Below are 20,789 nucleotides of genomic sequence, written 5' to 3'. Positions count from 1 at the left end.
CATGGCGCGGCATGGCGAGTGTGGTGCCGTAGCCGGCGGGACGCGGAGCGGATCGGGGCCTGCCGGCACGGCTGTCCGGCGGGATCGCAGGGCTCCACGGGATCTGAGTGCGCAGAACAGTGCCCAGCCCGATGCAGGTCGGGCCGTCGCCGGCTCGCAGGGAAAAAAGTGTAAGGTGTTGTGAGATAGCAAGAAAAAGAATGGTGGGCGATGCAGGGATTGAACCTGCGACCCCTCCCGTGTGAAGGGAGTGCTCTCCCGCTGAGCTAATCGCCCGCTGGCCCCGAAATGTGCCGGGGCCGTTCGTCTCGCGGCGGCAGGATTTAGTGTGCCGCCCTATCCGGTGTCAAGCGCGCCGCGCGATCATTCGCCTGCGAGCAGGCGATCCACCGTTTCGGGCAGCAGGTCGTAATGACCGATGAAGGCGTCGCCACCCAGTTCCTCCGCCGGAGTCTCGGTGTAGCCGAAGGGCACGACAATCACCGGGACGCCGGCATTCCTTGCGGTAAGAACATCGGTCAGGCTGTCGCCGACCATGATCGCGCGGGTGATCATTCCGCCAGCCTGCTCGACCGTGCCGATCAGGTGGCCGGCATCGGGCTTGTGGACAGCGAAAGTGTCGGCGCCGGCGATCACCTTGAAGCGGGAGGTGAGATCGAGCCGGTCGAGCAGCAGGCGCGAGAGATATTCGAGCTTGTTGGTGCACACGGCGAGCACATGGCCGCGCGCCTCCAGCGCGTCGAGCGCCGCCAGAAGGCCGGGGAAGGGGCGCGACGAATCGGCGATGTGATCGGCGTAGTGCTCCAGAAAGCGGTCATAGAGCCTGTCGAAGGCGGCGGGATCGACCGCGATGCCGGCGGCATCCAGCCCGCGCTGCACCAGCGCGCGCGCACCGGCGCCGATCATCCGGCGCGTATCCTCGCGCGGCAGCGGAGGGGCGCCGGCCTCATTGAGCACGATATCAAGCGTATCCAGCAGGTCCGGCGCGGTGTCGACCAGCGTTCCGTCGAGGTCGAAGGCGATGACGGCGGGGTGGGAAGGCATGGCGGGCATGATTGCGGTTTCCGGGATCGAATGAAAGGACTGGTGGATGCCCGGCGCCGCGAGACGGGCTTGCACCTTATGGCCTACAATCCTGCCGCTTTTCCTGTCCAGCGTGCCGCGTCCATCGGGCGCATGCGTCGGGCGAGGTCCGATGGTAAGTGACACCACGCTTTCGGGAGTACATCTGTATGACGTCGACGACCCGCCTCCACCGCCCTGGCGCCGCCCTTCACGGCACCGGACGCGCGCTGTGCGCCGCGACGGTGTTCGCCTTTGCCCTGGCGGCGACCGCGCCGGCGCAGGCGCAGCAGCCGGCCGGCGGCAACCCGACAACGCCGGGCACGACCTCGGCCGAGCCCGCTCCCTCGCAGCCGGATCCGGCTGCCGCGCCGGCTGCCGCCGCCCCCTCTCCTGAGGCGGAGGCCGATGCGGGACCCTTCGTGTTCGGCTCGCCCCCTTCGGCGCAGGCCAACCGGCTCTATTCGCTGAATGTACGCACCGGCGCGGTGCGGGCCTGCCAGTTCGAGCGGCCCGAGAGCAGCGTGATCGGCGTGACCAAGTGCTTCCCCAGCGACAGCAGCGCCGGCCCGGCGGAGCCGGGTACCTATGACCTTGTTTCCACGCGCTATTCCGGCGAGACGGGCATTTTTCGGGTCAACACCGAGACCGGGCAGATGAGCATTTGCTATGTGCGCGACATGCCGAAGGAAGGTGGCGGGGTCGAGCCCTCGGTGGTGTGCACGGGCGCCGCGCGCTGACGCGCCCACGCGCCGCCGGCACGGCAAAAACTTGCTGTGTCGGCAATTCGGCGCTAGCACCGCTGCGACCGACCCATCGTCGATGATAGCTTACGGATCGCCATGTCCAACGCCGAGATGCTGAAACGCCAGGCCGCTGCCCGCGCGCTGGAGCATGTGCGCTCCGGCATGAAGCTCGGGCTCGGCACCGGCTCCACCGCCAAGCACTTTGTCGAACTGCTGGCCGAGCGCGTGGCCGAGGGGCTGGAGGTGGTCGGCGTGCCGACCTCCGAGGCTACCCGCCTGCAGGCCGAGAGCCTGAACGTGCCGCTGGGCACGCTGGACGACTATCCCGCCCTGGATCTGTGCGTCGACGGCGCCGACGAGGTCGGGCCGGACCTCACGCTGATCAAGGGTGGCGGCGGCGCGCTGCTGCGCGAGAAAATCGTCGCCTCGGCCGCGGCTCAGATGATCGTGATCGCCGATGCTTCCAAGCATGTGGAGACGCTGGGCGCCTTCCCGCTGCCCATCGAGGTGGTGGATTTCGGCGTCGCCGCGATTCGCCGCGGCATCGAGAAGGCCGCGCGGGCGGCCGGCTGCCATGGGCTGCTGGCGCTTCGGCGTGGAGCGGACGGCCATGTTTTCGTCACGGATCAGGGACACCTCATCCTCGACGCCGCCTTTGGCGTCATTCCCGACGCGGCTGCGCTTGCTGCGAGCCTGGCCAATGTGCCGGGTGTCGTCGAGCACGGCCTCTTCATCAATCTTGCGAACCGCGTCATTCTCGCGGGCGCCGACGGCGTGACGGTTCTCGACCGCGCGTGACAGAATTCGTCAGAGGGAGATATTTCATGCGGCTTGGCCTTTCGGGACGTTGCAGCGCACGGGGGCTGGTCGGTTCCGGCCTTGCCGCACTGGTCATCATGGCGACGCCGGCGGTGGCGCAGCAGCCTGCGCCCTTCAAGATGGGGCAGGCGGCCCCGGCCGCGGCGCCCGTCGCCGAGCCCAGCGCCGAGCAGCTCAAGCTCGCCAATCAGCTCCTCGTCGCCAATGGCGAGGCGTCGAGCTTCGAATCGCTGATCCCCGGCATCATCGAGCAGGCGGCCGGCAGCTTCGTGCAGGCCAATCCGGACCTCATTCGCGACCTGCGCGAAGTGGCCCAGCAGCTCGCGCCCGAATATGAGAAGCGCCGCACCGAGATCGTGCAGATCCTGGCGCGCACCTATGCGGCGCAGTTCACGGTCGAGGAACTCAATGAGCTTCTGACCTTCTACAACTCGCCCGTGGGTCGCAAGCTGGTGGAGCGTCGGCAGCAGATCCTCGACGACGGGCTGCGCAACATCCAGGCCTGGAGCGCCAAGTTCTCCCGCGAGATGGAAGCGCGCGTACGCGAAGAGATGAAGAAGCGCGGCTTCACCATCTGACGCTTTGCCGTCCGGCAGGTCCCGGCAGTTCTGAAAATGAAAAATGCCCGGCTTCGCGCCGGGCATTTGCTTTTCAAGAGGTGCGTTCCCTCAGTCCTCGTCCGCACCGACCGGCGCGCGGTGGCCAGTGAGAAGATAGAAGATCAGCGGGCCGAACAGCGCCAGCGCGGAGAGCGCGTAGAGCGTGATGGCGATGGGGCTCTGGAACAGCACCAGCGGGTCGCCGACGCTGATGGCCAGCGCACGGCGCAGCTGCTGCTCCGACAGCGGCCCCAGAATGAGCCCGACCACGACCGGCGCGATGGGGTAGTCGTAGCGCCTGAGCACATAACCCAGCAGGCCGAACAGCAGCAGCATGCCGAGTTCCACCAGCGAGGGGTTGGCGCCCAGCGTGCCCAGCGTGGCGAACACCAGGATGCCGCCATAAAGCCAGGGGCGGGGAATGGCGAGCAGGCGCACCCACAGGCCCACCAGCGGCAGGTTGAGGATGAGCAGCATGCCATTGGCGATGAACAGCGAGGCGATCAGGCCCCAGACAAGATCCGGATTGGTGGCGAACAGCAGCGGACCGGGATTGAGACCGTATTGCTGGAAGCCCGCCAGCATGATCGCCGCCGTTGCCGAGGTCGGCAGGCCGAGCGTGAGCAGCGGCACCAGCACGCCGGCGGCCGCCGCGTTGTTCGCCGCCTCCGGCCCGGCAACGCCTTCGATGGCGCCGTTGCCGAACTCATCCGCCTTCTTGCACAGCCGCTTTTCCAGCGCATAGGACAGGAAGGTCGGGATTTCCGCCCCGCCCGCGGGCATGGCGCCAATGGGGAAGCCCAGCGCCGTGCCGCGCAGCCACGGCCACCAGGAGCGCTTCCAGTCCTCACGCGTCATGAACACCGAGCCCTTTATCGGCTCGATGATCTCCTCGGCGCGGGCACCGGCGGCGACCACGGTGAGCGTCTCGCCAATCGCGAACAGGGCGACGGCCAGCGTGGTCACTTCCACGCCGTCGAGCAGGTCCGGAATGCCGAAGGACAGGCGCGCCTGTCCGCTCTGCAGATCGATGCCGATGAGGCCGAGCGAGAGACCCAGGAACAGGCTGGTGAGCCCGCGCGTGACCGAGGAGCCGAAAGCCGCCGAGACGGTGGTGAAGGCCAGTACCATCAGCGCGAAATAATCCTCCGGCCCGAAGGAGATGGCGATGTCGACGACGGTGGGCGCCACCAGGGCCAGGCCGATGGTGGCGATGGTGCCGGCGACGAAGGAACCAATGGCGGCGGTGGCGAGCGCGGGCCCGCCGCGCCCGGCACGGGCCATCTTGTTGCCTTCGAGCGCGGTGACGATGGACGCGCTTTCTCCCGGCGTGTTGAGCAGGATGGAGGCGGTCGAGCCGCCATACATGCCGCCGTAGTAGATGCCGGCGAACATGATGAGCGAGCCGGCCGGGTCGAGCTTGAAGGTGATCGGCAGCAGCAGCGCGACGGTGAGCGCGGGGCCGATGCCCGGCAGCACGCCGACGGCGGTGCCGAGCATGACGCCGGCGAAGGCGAAGAGCAGGTTCATCGGCTGGAGGGCGACGAGAACCCCCGATCCGAGCGCAGCGAAGGTTTCCATGGCGGGGCGGCCTCAGAACAGGCGTTCGAGCGGGCCGGCCGGCAGCGAGAGCTGCAGGCCCTTGGCGAAGACCAGATAGATCGCGAAGCACATCACCGTGCCGGCCAGGAAGTGGCCCCACACCGGGCCGCGGCCGAAACCGCGGGCGGTCGCCGCGAACAGCCAGCCGGTGGCGATGGAGAAGCCCAGAAACGGCAGCAGGATGATCTGCCCGACGAGGCCGGCGAGCACCCACGCCATGGGGCCCACCTCGTCGCGCGGGCGCTCCACCGCACCCTCCAGCACGGCCTCGATCACCGTCGCCACCGATAGCAGCGCGAGGCCGACGGCAATAACAGTGGGGAAGGCGGCGGGGCCGACGGCGGAGAACACATTGACATGGGAGAGGCGCCACGCGTCCCAGCCGATGACCAGCGCCAGGATCGCGAGCCCGAAGGCGATGGCGAAGCGGGCCTTGTCCGGCCGCCTTCGGGAAGAGGTGTCGAAATCACTCATCGCGGAACTCCGGGGAACAGCCAGGGCGGGCTCCCCCGCGGCCGGGAGGGCGCGGGGGAGCAACAGCGCATTCAGCTCGGCGATCGCCTCACTGGGCGAGGCCGATGTCCTTCAGGATCGCCCGGGTCGCGATGATGTCCTTGGCGAGCTGCTCCTCGAAGGCGGCACCGGCAAGATAGGTGTTGGCCCAGCCCTTCTGCGCCAGCATCTCCTTCCAGCCCTGCGATTCCACCATCTTGGCGATGGTGTCGTTCAGCGCCTTCTTCTGCTCCGGCGAGATGCCCGGCGCAGCGGCGACCATGCGCCAGTTCTGGATTTCGACGTCGACGCCGCTCTCCTTGAAGGTCGGCACGCCCTCGGCCTCGGGCAGGCGTTCGGCGCTTGAGACGCCGAGAATGCGCAGCTTGCCGGCCTTGGCCTGGGCATCGAATTCGGACAGGCTGGAAATGCCGACCGTGACCTTGCCGCCAAGGATCGAGGCTAGCGATTCGCCGCCGCCCGAGAAGGCGATGTAGTTGACCTTGGTGGGATCGACGCCGATCGCCTTGGCGATCAGGCCGGCGGTGATGTGATCGGTGCCGCCCGCCGAGCCGCCGGCCCAGGACACCTTCTGCGGATCCGCCTTCAGCGCGGCGACGAGATCGTCCATCGTCTTCAGCGGCGAGGCTGCCGGCACGGCGACCGCCTCATACTCGCCGGTGAGGCGAGCCAGCGGCGTGACCTGCTCCAGCGTGACCGGCGACTTGTTGGAGATGATGGCGCCAACCATCACATAGCCGCCGACGATGAGGGCGTTGGGGTCGCCCTTGCTGGAATTCACGAACTGCGCGAGGCCGATGGTGCCGCCCGCGCCCGGCACGTTCAGGACCTGGACGTTGGGGACGATCTTCTCGTTCTGCAGCACGTGCTGCATGGCGCGGGCGGTCTGGTCCCATCCACCGCCCGGGGCGGCCGGGGCCATGATCTTGAGCTCGTCGACCTGGGCCGAGGCGGCGCCAAGCGGCGCGGCGACGGCCGCCGCAAGAAGCGCTGCGCGGAAGATATGCTTCATTTTTTTCCTCCAGAGGATGCTTGGCGGCGCCACTAAATTCCGGTCGCCGCTCATTTTTACTTCACACAGTTTGGGAAGCTAGAGCGCGGCACAACCGGTGTCGAGTTCCACGGAAGACTAAGGGCAAACGCGCATCAGCCATGCTCCGGCTTGACGCGGGCGCCGCGCGGGGCGACATGCCCGTTACTCAGGCGCAACGGCAGCGGGGAACCGAGGCATGGATAAGTTCGACGTCGATCTGTTCGTCATCGGGGCGGGGTCGGGCGGTGTGCGCGCGGCGCGCATCGCGGCCGGCTACGGGGCGAAGGTGAAGATCGCGGAGGAGTACCGCGTCGGCGGCACCTGCGTCATTCGCGGCTGCGTGCCCAAGAAGCTGTTCGTCTACGCCGCGCGTTTCGCCCATGAATTCGAGGATGCGGCCGGCTTCGGCTGGAGCGTGGAGGGCGCGCGCTTCGATTGGCCGACCCTGATCGCCAACAAGGATAAGGAAATCGCGCGGCTGGAGGGCGCCTACAAGGCCAATCTGGACCGCGCCGGCGTCGAGATCGTGCCGCAGAGGGCCGTGATCGAGGAGCCTCATGTGGTGCGCCTCGCCGATGGCACCCGGGTGAGCGCGGGCAAGATCCTCGTGGCCACGGGCGGCCATCCCAATCTCGGCCTCGACATACCGGGCCGGGAGCTGGGCATCACCTCCAACGAGGTGTTCCATCTGGAGCGCCAGCCGGGGCACATCGTGATCCAGGGCGCTGGCTATATCGCGCTGGAATTCGCCTCGCTCTTCGCCGGGCTGGGCTCGAAGGTGACGGTGGTGCACCGGGGCGACAAGCTGCTGCGCGGCTTCGACGAGGAAATCCGCCAGCGCATCGCCGGGGAAATGGCGCAGCACGGCGTCGCCTTCGAGTTCGGCATGTCGATCGACAGCATCCATGCCGAGGGCGGGGCCAAGCGCGTGCGCCTCAATGACGGGCGGGACCTGATGGCCGACGAGGTGATGCTCGCCATCGGGCGGACGCCCAACACGGTCGGGCTGGGACTCGATACGGTCGGCGTGCACCTCACCGAGAACGGCGCGATCACGACGGACAATACCGGCCGCACCAACATCCCCTCGATCTACGCGGTGGGCGACGTGACCGACCGGGTGAACCTGACCCCGGTCGCGATCCGCGAGGGCCATGCTTTCGCCGACACCGTGTTCGGCGGCTCGCCGTGGACAGTGAACTACGACGTCATCCCGACCGCCGTGTTCACCGAGCCCGAGATCGGCACCGTGGGTTACACCGAGGAGCAGGCGCGAGCGCAGGGGCGCCGGCTCGACATCTACAAGACCGATTTCCGTCCGCTGAAGGCGACGCTGTCGGGATCGACGTCGCGCACCTTCATGAAGCTGATCGTCGATCATGCGGGCGACAAGGTGATCGGCATGCACCTGATCGGCGAGGGGTCGGGCGAGATGGTGCAGATGGCGGCGATCGCCATGAACATGGGGGCGACCAAGGCGGATTTCGACCGCACCATGGCGCTTCATCCCTCATCCGCCGAGGAACTGGTGACACTGCGCAGCAAGCATCCCACCAGCGACACGATCCCGGAGGTGTCGACCGAGGCGACGCCGGCGATCTGACCGCCGGCGACCGCTTCGGCCGGCCGGACCGGCGGCAAGGTGCGGGCCACGCGAATGTGGCTGTGCACGTCTGCAATGAACCCTCGCGCCGCATCGCTGGCATTCGCGCGAGGCTTGGGTGTATAAGGCCGGCCTTTCCCATGCGGGACAGACCCGCATGGCCGTGCCGTGGTTAGGAGGCAAAGATGTCTGAACGCTGGACGCCGGAAAGCTGGAGGGCCCTGCCCGTACAGCAGGTACCGGACTATCCGGACACGGAGGCCCTGGCCTCGGTGGAGCGTCAGCTCGCCTCGTTTCCGCCGCTTGTTTTTGCAGGTGAGGCCCGCCGCCTGAAGCGCGAGCTCGCCAAGGTCGCCAACGGCGAAGCCTTCCTGTTGCAGGGCGGCGACTGCGCCGAGAGCTTCCACGAGCATTCGGCCGACAACATCCGCGATTTCTTCCGCGTCTTCCTGCAGATGGCGGTGGTGTTGACCTATGCCGGCGCCTCTCCCGTGGTGAAGGTGGGCCGCATCGCGGGCCAGTTCGCCAAGCCGCGCTCGGCGCCGACCGAGATCGTGGACGGGGTCGAACTGCCCTCGTACCGGGGTGACATCGTCAACGACATCGCCTTCACGCCGGAAGCGCGCATCCCCGATCCGCGCCGCCAGCTTGAGGCCTATCGCCAGTCCGCGGCGACTCTGAACCTTCTGCGCGCCTTCGCGACCGGCGGCTATGCCAACCTCGCCAACGCGCATCAGTGGATGCTCGGCTTCGTCAAGGACAGCCCGCAGTCGGGCAAGTACCAGGCGCTGGCCGACCGCATCACCGAGGCGCTCGACTTCATGCGCGCCATCGGCATCGATCCGGAGACCAACCCGGACATGCGCTCGACGGATTTCTTCACCAGCCACGAGGCGTTGCTGCTCGGCTACGAGCAGGCGATGACCCGCGTGGATTCGACCACCGGCGACTGGTACTCGACCTCGGGCCACATGATCTGGATCGGCGATCGGACGCGCCAGCTCGACCATGCCCATATCGAGTACGCGCGCGGCGTGAAGAACCCGCTCGGCCTGAAATGCGGCCCGTCGCTGAAGGCGGACGACATGATCCGGCTCATCGACACGCTGAATCCGGACAACGAGCCGGGCCGGCTGACGCTGATTGCCCGCTTCGGCTCCGACAAGGTGGGTGACCACCTGCCGGCGCTGGTGCGTGCGGTGAAGCGCGAGGGACGTTCCGTGGTGTGGTCGTGCGACCCGATGCACGGCAACACCATCAAGTCGCCGTCCGGCTACAAGACCCGCCCCTTCGACCACATCCTCAAGGAGGTGAAGGACTTCTTCGCCGTCCATGCGGCGGAGGGTACCTATGCGGGCGGCGTGCATCTGGAAATGACCGGCCGCAACGTCACCGAATGCACCGGCGGCGCGCGGGCGATCTCCGATGCCGACCTGAAGGATCGCTACCACACCTATTGCGATCCGCGCCTCAATGCCGAGCAGGCCATCGAGATGGCGTTCCTCGTCGCCGAGCTGCTCAAGCAGGAGCGGTCGGGGCGCGAACGGCCGGTGATCGCGGCGGCCGAATGAGACCTTCCCGTCGCGCCGGCGGACGGCGCGGCGGGAATTTTCCAAAGCAGGGCGAGGGGTAGCGGGCGGGTGCGTATCGTCTTCGACGTTTCCGATGTGATCATACAGATCCACAGCGGCAACAATGTCGGTGGCATATTGCGGGTGGTCACCCGCCTGATGCGCCACGCCCGCGACAACGACGCCGAAGGGCGTCTGGAATTCATCTTCTACCACCCCAAGCGCCGGGCCTTTGTCGGCATCGATCCGGAGTTCTTCTTCGACGCGCTCGGCGAGCGTGTGGACGTGGTCGACAACGCGCTCGACCTGCGCGGTGTGCTGTTCTCGGTGAACCACGCCAAGTACCGCAAGCGCCCGCTGCGCGCCTTCACCCACGCCAGCGAGCGCCGTCTCAAGCACTGGGCGAAGATGTGGCGCGAGCCGGCGCCGAAGCTGGACCGGCCCAAGGGCTGGGCGCTGCGTCCCTGGGATATCGGAACCGAGAAGGTACGCATCGCGCTGCTCGGCATGGCGTGGAACGTGCGCGACCAGAGCCGACGGCTCGCCGGGCTGCAGGCGCGCGGGGATGTCGAGGTGGTGCTGCTGGTGCACGACCTCATTCCCATCGTCGCGCCCGAGATCCACGAGATGAACCAGCAATTCAGCGACTGGTTCGCGGAGGTGGTGCAGGTGACGCGCCGCTTCATCGTCATTTCCGACTACACCGGCCGCGATGTTGCCGCGACGGTTCCCACATTCGGCGGGCAGGTGGAGTGGATCCGCCGGGTGCCGCTCGCCCATGAATTCGACGTGACGGAAGAGGGCGAACTGCCGGCGGCGTTCCCGAACGGCTTCGTGCTCTCGATCGCGCCGCTGGCGCTGCCGCGCAAGAATCTGTGGATGCTCATCAAGGCCTGGGAGAAGCTGCTGGAGCGGGCCGGTCCCGCTCTGCTGCCCACGCTGGTGCTCGCCGGCGCCCACGGCAAAAAGGCGCGCGAGTTCGAGGCGTTCATGGCCTCACGTCCGGCGCTGGCGCCTCACGTCCTGCTGCTGGAGCGCCCGAAGGACAGGGTTATCACCGCGCTGTACCGGCACTGCCTGTTCACCGTCTATCCCAGCGTGTTCGAGGGCTGGGGGCTGCCGGTTGGCGAGGCGGCGTGGTTCGGCAAGCTGTGCGTCGCCTCCAACGCCACCTCGGTGCCGGAGGTGGTCGGTTCGGCGGCGGACTATTTCGATCCCCACGACCTGGACGACATGGTGGCCAAGCTGGAGCGCCCGATCCGCGACCGGGCTTATCTTGCCGCCCGCGAGGAGGATGTCGCCAAGGTGCCCCTGCGGCGCTGGGAGGACGTGGCGCGCGATCTGGTCGACACGCTTCAGGCCCCGTGAAATCGCGGAGCTGACACGCGCCGGGCCGATTGCCCAGACCCGACCTTGGCGCTAAACCAGAGCCATGTCCGAAGCTCCCGTCGACCAGCTCCTCATCGCCTTCGCGCAGCTCAACCCGTTGGTCGGCGACATCGCCGGCAACGCCGGTAAGGCGCGCGCCGCGCGTGCGCTTGCCGCCGAGCAGGGCGCGGACCTTATCCTCTTCACCGAGCTGTTCATCGCCGGCTACCCGCCCGAGGACCTCGTGCTGAAGCCCGCCTTTCAGGCGGCGTGCCGGGATGCGGTGCACGCGCTCGCGCTTGAGACCGCCGATGGCGGTCCGGCCATGCTGATTGGCGCGCCCTGGCTGGATGCCGGCAAGCTCTACAACGCGGTGCTGCTGCTCAGCGAGGGCGCCATCGCCGCCGTGCGGTACAAGGTCGATCTGCCCAATTACGGCCCGTTCGACGAGAAGCGGGTGTTCGCGCCGGGGCCGCTGCCGGGGCCGATCGCGTTCAAGGGCGTGCGCATCGGCGTGCCGGTCTGCGAGGATATCTGGTCCGAAGACGTGATCGAGTGCCTCGCCGAGACCGGTTCCGAGCTGCTGCTGATCCCCAACGGATCGCCCTATCGGCGCCCCGTTTACGACGAGCGCATGAATGTCGCCGTGGCGCGGGTGGTGGAGAGCGGGCTGCCGCTGGCCTATGTGAACCAGGTTGGCGGCCAGGACGAGCTGGTGTTCGACGGGGCGTCCTTCGTGCTCAACGCCGACCGCTCGCTTGCCATCCAGTTCCCCAATTTCCAGGAACGGGTGCGCGTCACCCGCTGGGAGCGCTGGGCCGACGGCTGGCGCTGCGAGGAAGGCGCGCGGGCGCCGCTGGTGCAGGACGACGAGGCTGATTACGCCGCCTGCGTCATGGGCCTGCGCGACTATGTGGAGAAGAACGGGTTTCCCGGCGTGGTGCTCGGGCTCTCCGGCGGCATCGATTCCGCGCTGTGCGCCGCCATGGCGGTGGACGCGCTGGGGGCGGCGCGGGTGCACTGTGTGATGCTGCCCTATCGCTACACCTCGAATGAATCGCTCTCGGACGCGGCCGGCGTGGCGGAGGCGCTGGGCTGCCGTTACGACATCGTGCCGATTTCCGAGGCGGTGGAAGGGCTCGAAGCCTCGCTCTCGCCGCTGTTCGCGGGAACCGAGCGCGGCGTGACGGAGGAGAATCTCCAGTCCCGCGCACGCGGCACCATTCTGATGTCGATCTCCAACAAGTTCGGCGCCATGGTGGTGACCACCGGCAACAAGTCCGAGATGTCGACCGGCTATGCCACGCTCTATGGCGACATGAACGGCGGCTACAACCCGCTCAAGGATCTCTACAAGACCGAGGTGTTCCGCCTGTGCCGGCTGCGCAACCGCTGGAAGCCGGCGGAGGCGCTGGGTCCCGATGGCGAGGTGATCCCCGACAACATCATCGTCAAGCCGCCCACCGCCGAGCTGCGCGACAACCAGAAGGACCAGGACAGCCTGCCGCCCTATGATGTTCTCGACGCCATTCTGCAGCGGCTGGTCGAGAACGAGCGGCCGGTGGCCGACATCGTGGCGGAAGGCTTCGAGCCGGCGCTGGTGGCGCGCGTCGAGCGCATGCTGAACATCGCCGAATACAAGCGCCGGCAGGCCGCGCCGGGCGTGAAAGTGACGCCGCGCAATTTCGGCCGTGACCGGCGCTACCCGATCACCAACCGGTTCCGCGAGATGGCGTGAGGGGGCGGCCGTGGCCGGCCATTGCCCCGCGCGCCGGCCTCGGTCATAAGCGCGACCCATGAACACCGCCTCGTACACCGCATCGCCCGGCATCCCGCCCGTTCTGCGCTTCGCGCCCTCGCCGACGGGTCTTCTGCATGTCGGCAATGCCCGCACCGCGCTCTACAACGCGCTGTTCGCGCGGCGCGAGGGCGGGACCTTCATCCTGCGCTATGACGATACCGATACCGCCCGTTCGACCGCCGCCTTCGCCGAGGCGATCGCGGAAGACATGGACTGGCTCGGCATCGTGCCCGACCGGGTGGAGCACCAGTCGGCGCGCCTCGGGCGCTATGATGAATCGGTGGAGCGGCTGAAGGCGCTCGGGCGGCTCTATCGCGCCTATGAGAGCGAGGAGGAGCTGGACGCCAAGCGCGTTTCCCGCCGCCGCCGTGGCCTGCCGCCGATCTACGACCGCGCGGCGCTGAAACTGGGCGCGGCGGACCACGCCCGCTACGAGGCCGAGGGACGCCGGCCGCATTGGCGGTTCAAGCTGATCGGACGTCAGGCGACATGGACCGATCTGGTGCGCGGCGAGCAGGCCGTGGACACCGCGACGCTGTCGGACCCGGTGCTGATCCGCGCCGATGGCAGCTACCTCTACACCCTCACCTCCGTGGTCGACGATATCGAGATGGGCGTGACCCATGTGGTGCGCGGCGAGGACCACGTCACCAATACCGGCGTGCAGATCGAGATCATCGAGGCGCTGGGCGGTGCGGTGCCGGTCTTCGGCCACCATAATCTGCTGACCCTGCCGAGCGGGGAGGGGCTCTCCAAGCGCCTCGGCCATCTCTCGCTGCGGGCGCTGCGCGAGCAGGGCGAGGAAGCCCTCGCCGTGGCGTCCCTGGCGGTGCTGACGGGCACCTCGCTTGCGGTCGAGCCCGTGGCGGATCTTGACGCACTGGCGGCGAAGATCGATTTCGGCAAGATCTCCCGTGCTCCCGCCCGTTTCGATCCCGCCGAGCTGTCCGCGCTCACCGCCGCGAGCCTGCATCAATTGCCGTTCGGGGCGGTGGCGGAGCGGCTGGCGGCGCTGGGCGTGGGTGGCGGGGAAGCGTTCTGGCTGGCGGTGCGGGGCAATCTGGTGCGGCTGTCGGATGCCGCCCTGTGGTGGGGCGTGGTGAGCCAGCCGCTTGAGCCGCACGCGGCACCGGAAGATGCCCCGTTCCTCGCCATGGCGGCCGAGCTGCTGCCGCCCGAACCGTGGGACGAGGGCGTCTATCCGCGCTGGATCGCGGCGCTGAAGCCGGCGAGCGGGCGAACGGGAAAGGCGCTGTTCCATCCCTTGCGGCTGGCGCTGACCGGGGCCGGGAGCGGTCCGGAGCTGAAGGCGTTGCTGCCGCTTCTCGGCCGGGAGCGGGCGAGGGCGCGGCTGTTGGGCGAACGCGGCTGAAGCGCTCAGCGCGCCCCCGAACGCCTGCTCGCATTCTTGGCCGCGCTTTTGGCTGTCGCTGGCGGGGCATCCATTCCGCCCACCGGCTCTGTTGCCAGCGCGGCGCGCAGTTCGGCGGTTTCCTGCGCGGTGGCGGCGGCGCTTTTTGCCTCGATGGCGCGAAACAGAGCGATCAGCCGTTCGCCGAAGGCCGTGAGATCGGTGCCGTGGCCGCGGCGGCCGGGGTAGGTTTCGACCACCGGCTCGCGGAAATTGCGGCCGACCTCGTCGATCAGCAGCCAGGCACGGCGATAGCTCATGCCCATCTTCTTGGCCGCCGAGAGGATGGAACGTTCCGCGCGGATGGTCTCAAGAAGATCGATCATGCCGGGGCCGACATGGCGCCCGTCGCCGAAATAGACGCGGACGAACAACCCGTCGCGGTGTTTTTCGCCGACGTCCGCCTCTTCAGTGTGCTGGTCGTTCATGACGCCTCTTCCCCTCGCCGATACTAGGGGAAGAGGCGTGTCTTCGATACCCGTTCAGGCGGGGCGTACGCGGGTGGCCGGCCTGGCAAAGGCGAGGTCGAGCAGCACCATGACGAGGAGCGATGCACCGACCAGCGGGAAGATCAACCCGACCACCGCCATCATGGCGATCAGCCCGCGCATCACCGCCCGGTCCGCCGGAGCGGGCGGCACACCGAGGCTTCCGGCCGGCCGGCGCTTCCACCACATCGCCCCGGCCGAGACCGACATGACAATGACGGCGAGACAGAGCGCCAGCATGAAGAGCTGGTTCGCGAGGCCGAATTCCTGACCCATATGGACGTTGATGCCCCATTCCATCGCCTTGGCGGCGGGGCCGTAATCGGCATAGCTCATGTCGATCAGGGGCTTGCCGCTGTACTGGTCGAGATGCACCACGCGCTGTTTCGACAGATCGTCCGGGTAGACGGTCGCGGAATAGACGCCGGCGGGCGAGGAGGGCAGGCTGAGCGCGTAGCCGGGCGAAAGGCCGATCCGGCCGAAGATCGCCGCCGCGGCGTCGACGCCGATGGGCTGGGCGTCCGCGGGGACGGATTCCGGCATCTTCGCCTGTTCCAGCGACCAGGCGGTGGGGCCGGTGGCGTGGGCCAGATGCTCGTCCGACATCGGCACATCGGTATAGACGCCGGCCGGGTAGCCGTAATTCGAGCTGTTGGCCCACTCGTTCATCTTGGCGCCCCACAGCACCGACCACGGCATGCCCGACAGCGCCATGAAGCCGATCGCGAGGCCGGCGAAGGCGCCGGTGACGGCATGGATATCGCGCCAGAACACGCGGCGCCTCGGCGTGCCGCGCACGGACACCACGCCGCCGGACTGGCGCCGGGGCCACCAGAGATAGAAGCCGGTGGCGACCAGCAGGATCGACCAGCCGCCGACGATCTCGATGATGCCATTGGCGATCGGCCCGAACTGCGCAAGGCTGTGCAGCCGGCGGATGACCCACATGAGGGTGCCGCGATCGGGCAACTCGCCGAGCACGCGGGACGAATAGGGATCGACATAGACCGCGCGTCGCGCGCCGTCCGCGGTCCTGATCACGACTTCGGCGGAAGTGCCCGGTGTCGCGGGGGTAATGACCTTCAGCGCCGTGCCCGGCCGCGCGGCGAGGGCGGCCTCGATCCAGCCGCCCGGTGCCTGCATCGAGCTCTGGCGGATCTCGACCTGCTTGAGGTCGTGGTGCCAGGCGGCATCGATCTCCTCGCGGAAGAGGTAGAGCCCGCCGGTGACGGCGAGCAGGACCAGAAAGGGCAGCACCAGCAAGCCGGCATAGAAGTGCCAGCGCCAGACGGCGCGGTAGAGACTGGCCGAGCGCACGGGCGCCTCGGTGGACATGGCTGTGGCGTTCATCGGAATGGCATCCGGAAAAGGGGCAACAGGGCGCACGAGATCGGCCGCGCGGGCGTCCCCCGCGCGGCGCTCATGCGTGGCTGAAAGGAAGGTTGGCCGGGGCCTAGTTGCTCGGCATCGGCATGGTCATCGGCGCCGACGTGCCCTCATGGCCGCTATGGGCGTCGTGGCCCGCGCCGTCCATGCTGCCCTCGCTCGCCTTCGGTCCGCCCATGCCCTCGATCTTGAACACCACGTCCACCGTGCCGGCTTTTTCGAAGGTGAGGGTGCCCTTGAACGTTTCGCCCTGCTTGAGCGGCTGTTTCAGGCCAATGAGCATGAGGTGAAAGCCGCCGGGTGCGAGCTTGATCTCGCCGCCCGCCGGGATCACGACACCGTCCTTGAGCATGCGCATCTTCATGACGCCGTCGGTGACGCTCATCTCGTGGATCTCGGCATGGTCGGCGACCTCGGCCGTGGCCGAGACCAGTGTGTCGGGCGTGGTGCCTTTATTGGTCACGGAAAGATAGCCGCCGCCGACCTTGGCGCCGGCGGGCGTCATGCGCGCCCATGGGTGGCCGATTTCGAGCGCGCCGATCTTGAAGCCGTGGGCGAAGGCCGGCTGGGCGACGAAGAGGGCGAGGGCGGCGAGGAGGATGGCGAGGCCGATGCGATCCTCGGTGTGGCCGAGGATGCGAGAAAACGCGTGACGGAGCATGTGGGGATTCCCCTTTGCCGGCGCGCCGCGAGGGCCCGCGTCCGGCTTGGATTTCGACTGACGTGGAGAACGCGCGCGCAGGCGCGGCGGGTCAGGCGAGGGGAGGTGCGCGGGCGTTTCTCGGCGAGCGGGCGACGCCGGTCGGCAGCGTGTCCTCGAACGGGGGGCGAACCGCGATAACCACGACCGACGGACGGGCTGCCGGCGCGGTGCCCGCAGTGGGGGGCAGCGCCGTACCCACCGACATCAGGCAGCCGGTGGCGCAGCAGTCCGGTGTGTGGTGGGCAGGTTCGGTCGGGCTGGCCGGTGTGTCCTGCGCGCCGCGGCAGATGACCTGCCCCAAGCCGATCGGGCCGAAGCCGTTCCCGCCGAAGCCCTCAAGGCTTCCGGCCGCATGGGCGCCGGAGGCGATGCCGCCGAGAAACGCCTGAAGCACGACGAGATAGGCGACAGCCAGGGCCATCGCCATTCGGCGCAATGTGTGGCGTTCGGTCGACATGACCCAGCGTACTCCCGATGCGGGATGCTCTAGCATGGGCCCGGGCGAGGCGGAACAGCGGCAAGGCGCCGCTGTTCTCGCGTGTGTGGATGGCCGGCGCGGATCAGTCCGCGCCGGGGCCGGGAATGGCGCCGGGCGGGGTCTTGCCCAGAATGATCATGCCCAGCACCTCGTCCTTGGTGACGTCGGAGGTGCGCGCGGTGCCGACCAGCTTGCCGTTCTTCATCACGCTGACCCGGTCCGCGAGGTCGAAGACGTCGTGGATGTCGTGGCTGATGAGGAAGATGCCGATGCCATCGGCCTTGAGCTTCATGATCAGATCCGCCACCTGCGCCGTCTCCTGCGGGCCGAGCGCGGCGGTCGGCTCGTCCATGATCAGGATCTTGGCGTTGAAGTGGATGGCGCGGGCGATGGCGACCGACTGGCGCTGGCCGCCGGAGAGGCCGCGCACCGGCTCCTTGAACTTGCGGAAGTTCGGGTTGAGCCGGCCCATCACCTCGCGCGTCGCCGCCTCCATGGCGACATCGTCCAGCGTGCCCCAGGCGGTGCGCAGTTCGCGGCCAAGGAACAGGTTGGCCGCGGCGTCGACGTTATCGGCGAGAGCGAGGGTCTGGTAGATGGTCTCGATGCCGTGACGCTTGGCGTCGCGCGGGTTGGAAATGTCCACGCGCTGGCCATTGATGCGGATCTCGCCGGAATCGGGGCGGTAGGCACCGGCGAGGATCTTGATCAGCGTCGACTTGCCGGCGCCGTTATGGCCCAGCAGCCCGACAACCTCGCCGGGATGGAGGTCGATCGAGACGCCGTCGACGGCATGAATGCCGCCGAAGGAGATGCGGATATCGCGCATCTCCACCAGCGGCGTGCCGGTGGGGGCGGCGGAGGCGCGGGTTCCGGCCGCGCTCGGGGTCGTGGTGGCCGTGTTCATGTTCGTGCCCTCACTTGAACCGCTTGCGGTAGACGGTGTCGATCCACACTGCGAAGACCAGAACGACGCCGACGACGATGTTCTGGTAGGGCGTGTCGACGCGCATCAGCACCATGCCGGACTGCAGGCTCTGCATTACCAGGGCGCCGAGCATGGCACCTGCAATGGTGCCCGCGCCGCCGGAAAGCGAGGTGCCGCCGATCACCGCCGCGGCGATGACGTAGAGCTCGTCGAGCGTGCCCTGCGCGTTGGTCGCGGAGTTGAGACGGGCGGTGGAAATCGCCGCGCCGATCGCCGCCAGCACGCCCATAAGCGAGAACACCACCAGCGTGACGCGCTTGGTATTGATGCCCGCCAGCTCCGCCGCCTCGGGATTGCCGCCGATGGCGAAGACGTAACGGCCGAAACGGGTCCGGTTGGTGACGAAGGTCATCACGATGCCGACCGCCAGTGCAACCAACACCGGCACGGCATAGCCGAAGCTGATGGACAGGCCCTCGGGCGGCACCTCGATCCCCGCGGCCTGCGCATAGCGCCGGGCGAGGACGGCGGGCAGCATGTAGGCGTTGACCACCATGGTCGCGGCCACGACCGCCAGACATCCGGTCACGACCGTGAAGGCTTCCGCCCACATCGGCTTGAGCGGGAAGTGGAAGCGCTGGCGCTGCCGGCGCGCCTGGATGGCGGCAGCGGCGATGGCGACGCAGGCGATGATGGCCACGATCCAGCTCCACATGGAGCCGATCGAACCGTTGGCGCCACCGCCCAGCAGCTTGAAGTTGTCGTCGGTCAGCGGAATGGTCTTGCCTTCCGCGACCGCCCAAGCCGCGCCGCGCCAGACCAGCAGGCCGCCCAGCGTGACGATGAAGGCCGGCACGCCGAGATAGGCGATGATGAAGCCGTGCAGCGCGCCGATCAGCGCCCCGGCGGCGATGCCGGCGACGAGGGTGAGCGCCATCACGCCCGGATTGTTGAAGCCCAGCGCCGGCGTCAGATAGCTCGACTGGAACACCGCCATGATCATGCCGGTGACGCCGAGAATGGAGCCGACCGACAGGTCGATGTGGCGCATCACGATGACCAGCACCATGCCGGTGGACATGACCGCGATGGAGGAACTCTGGACCGACAGATTCCACAGATTGCGCGGCGTGATGAAGGTGCCGCCGGCAAGGATGTCGAACACGATCCAGATGGCGGCGAGGGCGCCGACCATGCCGAGGAAGCGGACATCGATCTCCAGGGCACCGAGGAAGGAGCTTGATGCTGATTTCGGCGGGGAAGAGGGAACCGGCGTGCCGGCCGTCGTGGTATCGCTCATGAGCGTCCTCCATGACCCACGGGATGCGCGCACGCGCGCCTTGCCCGGCAGGCAGGCGGCGGGGTCCAGCCCTCGCCGCCCGTTCTTGTTCTTGTCAGTTGCAGGCCTTCACGGTGCCGGGCTTCACGCCCCGGCAGACGGTCGCCTTCGGCACCCATCCGGCCTCGATGATGACGTCGAGATTGTCCTTGGTGATCGGCACCGGCTTGAGGAAGGTGGAGTTCATCGCCACGCCCTTGGGCCCACCGGTGAAGGTGGTGGTGCCGGGGACGGCCTTGGGATCGGTGCCCTTGGCGAGTTCGAGAGCGATTTCCGCCGCCCGCTTGCCCAGCTCCCGGCTGTCTTTCCACACCGAGACGGTCTGGGTGCCAAGGGCGATGCGGTTCAGCGCCGCGAAGTCGGCATCCTGGCCGGAGACCGGGACCGAACCGGCAAGGCCCTGAGCGGCGAGCGCGGCGATGGCGCCGCCGGCCGTGCCGTCATTGGAGGCGACGACGGCGTCGACCTTGTTGTTGGCGGCGGTGAGGAACTGCTCGGTGTTGCGCTGGGCGTTCGCCGGCAGCCAGCTGTCAGTGTAGGCCTCGCCGACATTCTTGATGTCGCCCTTGTCGATGGCGGGCTTCAGCACTTCCATCTGGCCGGAGAACAGGAAGTCGGCATTGGGGTCGGAGGCCGAGCCCTTGATGAAGATGTAGTTGCCCTTCGGCTTGATCTTCATCACCTCGGCCGCCTGCAGCCGCCCGACTTCCTTGTTGTCGAAGGTGATGTAGTAGGCGGCCGGGTTCTCGATCAGGCGGTCATAGCCGACGACCGGAATGCCCTCGTTTTCCGCCTTGGTGATGGCGGGGGAAATGGCATCGGAATCCTGCGCGAGGATGATCAGGGCATTGGCCCCCTGCGCGATCAGCGCCTCGACGTCCGAGAGCTGCTTGGAGGCCGAGGACTGGGCGTCGGCGGAGATGTACTTGGCGCCGGCGGCCTCGAGTGCCTTCTTGATGGCGGCCTCGTCGGTCTTCCAGCGTTCTTCCTGGAAATTCGACCAGCTCACGCCCACGACGACGTCCTCGGCACGGGCGATGCCCATGGCCGCGAGCGTGGCGAAGGCTGCGGCGGTAACGGTCAGTTTCAGTTTCATGGTGTCCTCCCTAAAGGATGCCTTGCGCGGTTGGCGGCCGGCTGGGCGCGACCCTCAAAGGGGCAGCGCATGCCTGGCTCCTTGCCTGACGTTCGAACCTCAAAGCGAGGTTCAGTCGTCGTTTTTTTGATCGATCCTGTGGACCGACAGGCCTTCAGACCCCATCATCGAGGACAAGGTTCTGGAGCAAGCTAGCAAAACAACCCTGAATTTACCCTCGGCACTTGGTCTAAGGCCGGGCCC

At 67.8% G+C, this 20,789-nt stretch carries 19 protein-coding genes and 1 tRNA gene; 8 read left to right on the top strand and 12 right to left on the bottom strand.

The window, feature by feature from the left end; genetic code table 11:
• Positions 1–201: 201 nt before the first annotated feature.
• Positions 202–276: transfer RNA gene (locus G3A50_RS03405), tRNA-Val, on the bottom strand.
• A gap of 87 nt (positions 277–363) precedes the next feature.
• On the bottom strand, positions 364–1,053 hold the full coding sequence (locus G3A50_RS03400; RefSeq protein WP_163073949.1) for an HAD-IA family hydrolase: 690 nt from the start codon (positions 1,051–1,053) through the stop codon (positions 364–366).
• 179 nt (positions 1,054–1,232) lie between these two features.
• Between G3A50_RS03400 and G3A50_RS03395 the strand changes: the two genes are divergently transcribed.
• From G3A50_RS03395 to G3A50_RS03385, 3 genes are all read left to right on the top strand, one after another.
• Positions 1,233–1,802, top strand: a complete 570-nt coding sequence (locus G3A50_RS03395) for a hypothetical protein (protein WP_246252092.1) — start codon at positions 1,233–1,235, stop codon at positions 1,800–1,802.
• A 102-nt stretch (positions 1,803–1,904) separates the two neighbouring features.
• Entirely contained in the window at positions 1,905–2,606 is a 702-nt protein-coding gene (rpiA, locus tag G3A50_RS03390; protein WP_163073948.1) for a ribose-5-phosphate isomerase RpiA, read from the top strand.
• Positions 2,607–2,632: 26 nt separating this feature from the next.
• Complete coding sequence (locus G3A50_RS03385) at positions 2,633–3,205, top strand: DUF2059 domain-containing protein (RefSeq protein ID WP_163073947.1); 573 nt, start codon at positions 2,633–2,635, stop codon at positions 3,203–3,205.
• A 90-nt stretch (positions 3,206–3,295) separates the two neighbouring features.
• Here the strand turns inward: G3A50_RS03385 and G3A50_RS03380 are convergent, their stop codons facing one another.
• From G3A50_RS03380 to G3A50_RS03370, 3 genes are all read right to left on the bottom strand, one after another.
• Entirely contained in the window at positions 3,296–4,807 is a 1,512-nt protein-coding gene (locus G3A50_RS03380) for a tripartite tricarboxylate transporter permease (protein WP_163073946.1), read from the bottom strand.
• A 12-nt stretch (positions 4,808–4,819) separates the two neighbouring features.
• Positions 4,820–5,302: a tripartite tricarboxylate transporter TctB family protein gene (locus tag G3A50_RS03375; RefSeq protein WP_163073945.1), complete on the bottom strand. Its 483-nt coding sequence runs from the start codon at positions 5,300–5,302 to the stop codon at positions 4,820–4,822.
• Positions 5,303–5,390: 88 nt separating this feature from the next.
• Positions 5,391–6,353, bottom strand: a complete 963-nt coding sequence (locus G3A50_RS03370) for a Bug family tripartite tricarboxylate transporter substrate binding protein (RefSeq protein ID WP_163073944.1) — start codon at positions 6,351–6,353, stop codon at positions 5,391–5,393.
• Positions 6,354–6,570: 217 nt separating this feature from the next.
• Between G3A50_RS03370 and gor the strand changes: the two genes are divergently transcribed.
• The 5 genes from gor (at position 6,571) to G3A50_RS03345 (ending at position 14,089) form a co-directional block, all read left to right on the top strand.
• Positions 6,571–7,977 (top strand): glutathione-disulfide reductase, encoded by a 1,407-nt coding sequence (gor, locus tag G3A50_RS03365; protein ID WP_163073943.1) that lies wholly within the window; start codon positions 6,571–6,573, stop codon positions 7,975–7,977.
• A gap of 185 nt (positions 7,978–8,162) precedes the next feature.
• Positions 8,163–9,548: a class II 3-deoxy-7-phosphoheptulonate synthase gene (locus tag G3A50_RS03360; RefSeq protein ID WP_163073942.1), complete on the top strand. Its 1,386-nt coding sequence runs from the start codon at positions 8,163–8,165 to the stop codon at positions 9,546–9,548.
• A 69-nt stretch (positions 9,549–9,617) separates the two neighbouring features.
• Positions 9,618–10,916: a glycosyltransferase gene (locus tag G3A50_RS03355; RefSeq protein ID WP_163073941.1), complete on the top strand. Its 1,299-nt coding sequence runs from the start codon at positions 9,618–9,620 to the stop codon at positions 10,914–10,916.
• A gap of 64 nt (positions 10,917–10,980) precedes the next feature.
• A complete protein-coding gene (locus G3A50_RS03350) occupies positions 10,981–12,654 on the top strand; it encodes an NAD+ synthase (RefSeq protein ID WP_163073940.1) in 1,674 nt (557 codons plus the stop codon).
• 58 nt (positions 12,655–12,712) lie between these two features.
• Positions 12,713–14,089 carry a glutamate--tRNA ligase gene (locus tag G3A50_RS03345; protein ID WP_163073939.1) on the top strand — a complete coding sequence of 459 codons (1,377 nt, stop codon included), beginning with the start codon at positions 12,713–12,715 and terminating at the stop codon, positions 14,087–14,089.
• A gap of 5 nt (positions 14,090–14,094) precedes the next feature.
• On the opposite strand, the gene G3A50_RS03340 is transcribed toward G3A50_RS03345, so the two are convergent.
• From G3A50_RS03340 to xylF, 7 genes are all read right to left on the bottom strand, one after another.
• The gene (locus tag G3A50_RS03340) at positions 14,095–14,556 is read right to left on the bottom strand and encodes a winged helix-turn-helix domain-containing protein (RefSeq protein ID WP_163073938.1); all 462 of its coding nucleotides are present in this window, start codon (positions 14,554–14,556) and stop codon (positions 14,095–14,097) included.
• A gap of 54 nt (positions 14,557–14,610) precedes the next feature.
• Positions 14,611–15,966, bottom strand: a complete 1,356-nt coding sequence (locus G3A50_RS03335; RefSeq protein ID WP_163073937.1) for a PepSY-associated TM helix domain-containing protein — start codon at positions 15,964–15,966, stop codon at positions 14,611–14,613.
• Between the two features lie 103 nt (positions 15,967–16,069).
• A complete protein-coding gene (locus G3A50_RS03330) occupies positions 16,070–16,663 on the bottom strand; it encodes a copper chaperone PCu(A)C (protein ID WP_163073936.1) in 594 nt (197 codons plus the stop codon).
• A 91-nt stretch (positions 16,664–16,754) separates the two neighbouring features.
• Complete coding sequence (locus G3A50_RS03325; RefSeq protein WP_163073935.1) at positions 16,755–17,162, bottom strand: hypothetical protein; 408 nt, start codon at positions 17,160–17,162, stop codon at positions 16,755–16,757.
• Between the two features lie 103 nt (positions 17,163–17,265).
• Entirely contained in the window at positions 17,266–18,012 is a 747-nt protein-coding gene (locus G3A50_RS03320; RefSeq protein ID WP_246252554.1) for an ATP-binding cassette domain-containing protein, read from the bottom strand.
• An 88-nt stretch (positions 18,013–18,100) separates the two neighbouring features.
• On the bottom strand, positions 18,101–19,411 hold the full coding sequence (locus tag G3A50_RS03315) for a sugar ABC transporter permease (protein WP_163073933.1): 1,311 nt from the start codon (positions 19,409–19,411) through the stop codon (positions 18,101–18,103).
• Positions 19,412–19,505: 94 nt separating this feature from the next.
• On the bottom strand, positions 19,506–20,495 hold the full coding sequence (gene xylF / locus G3A50_RS03310) for a D-xylose ABC transporter substrate-binding protein (RefSeq protein ID WP_246252551.1): 990 nt from the start codon (positions 20,493–20,495) through the stop codon (positions 19,506–19,508).
• Positions 20,496–20,789: the final 294 nt, after the last annotated feature.

The sequence above is a fragment of the Ancylobacter pratisalsi genome (assembly GCF_010669125.1).
Lineage (GTDB): Bacteria > Pseudomonadota > Alphaproteobacteria > Rhizobiales > Xanthobacteraceae > Ancylobacter > Ancylobacter pratisalsi.
This window is presented reverse-complemented; position numbering and strand designations above follow the sequence as displayed.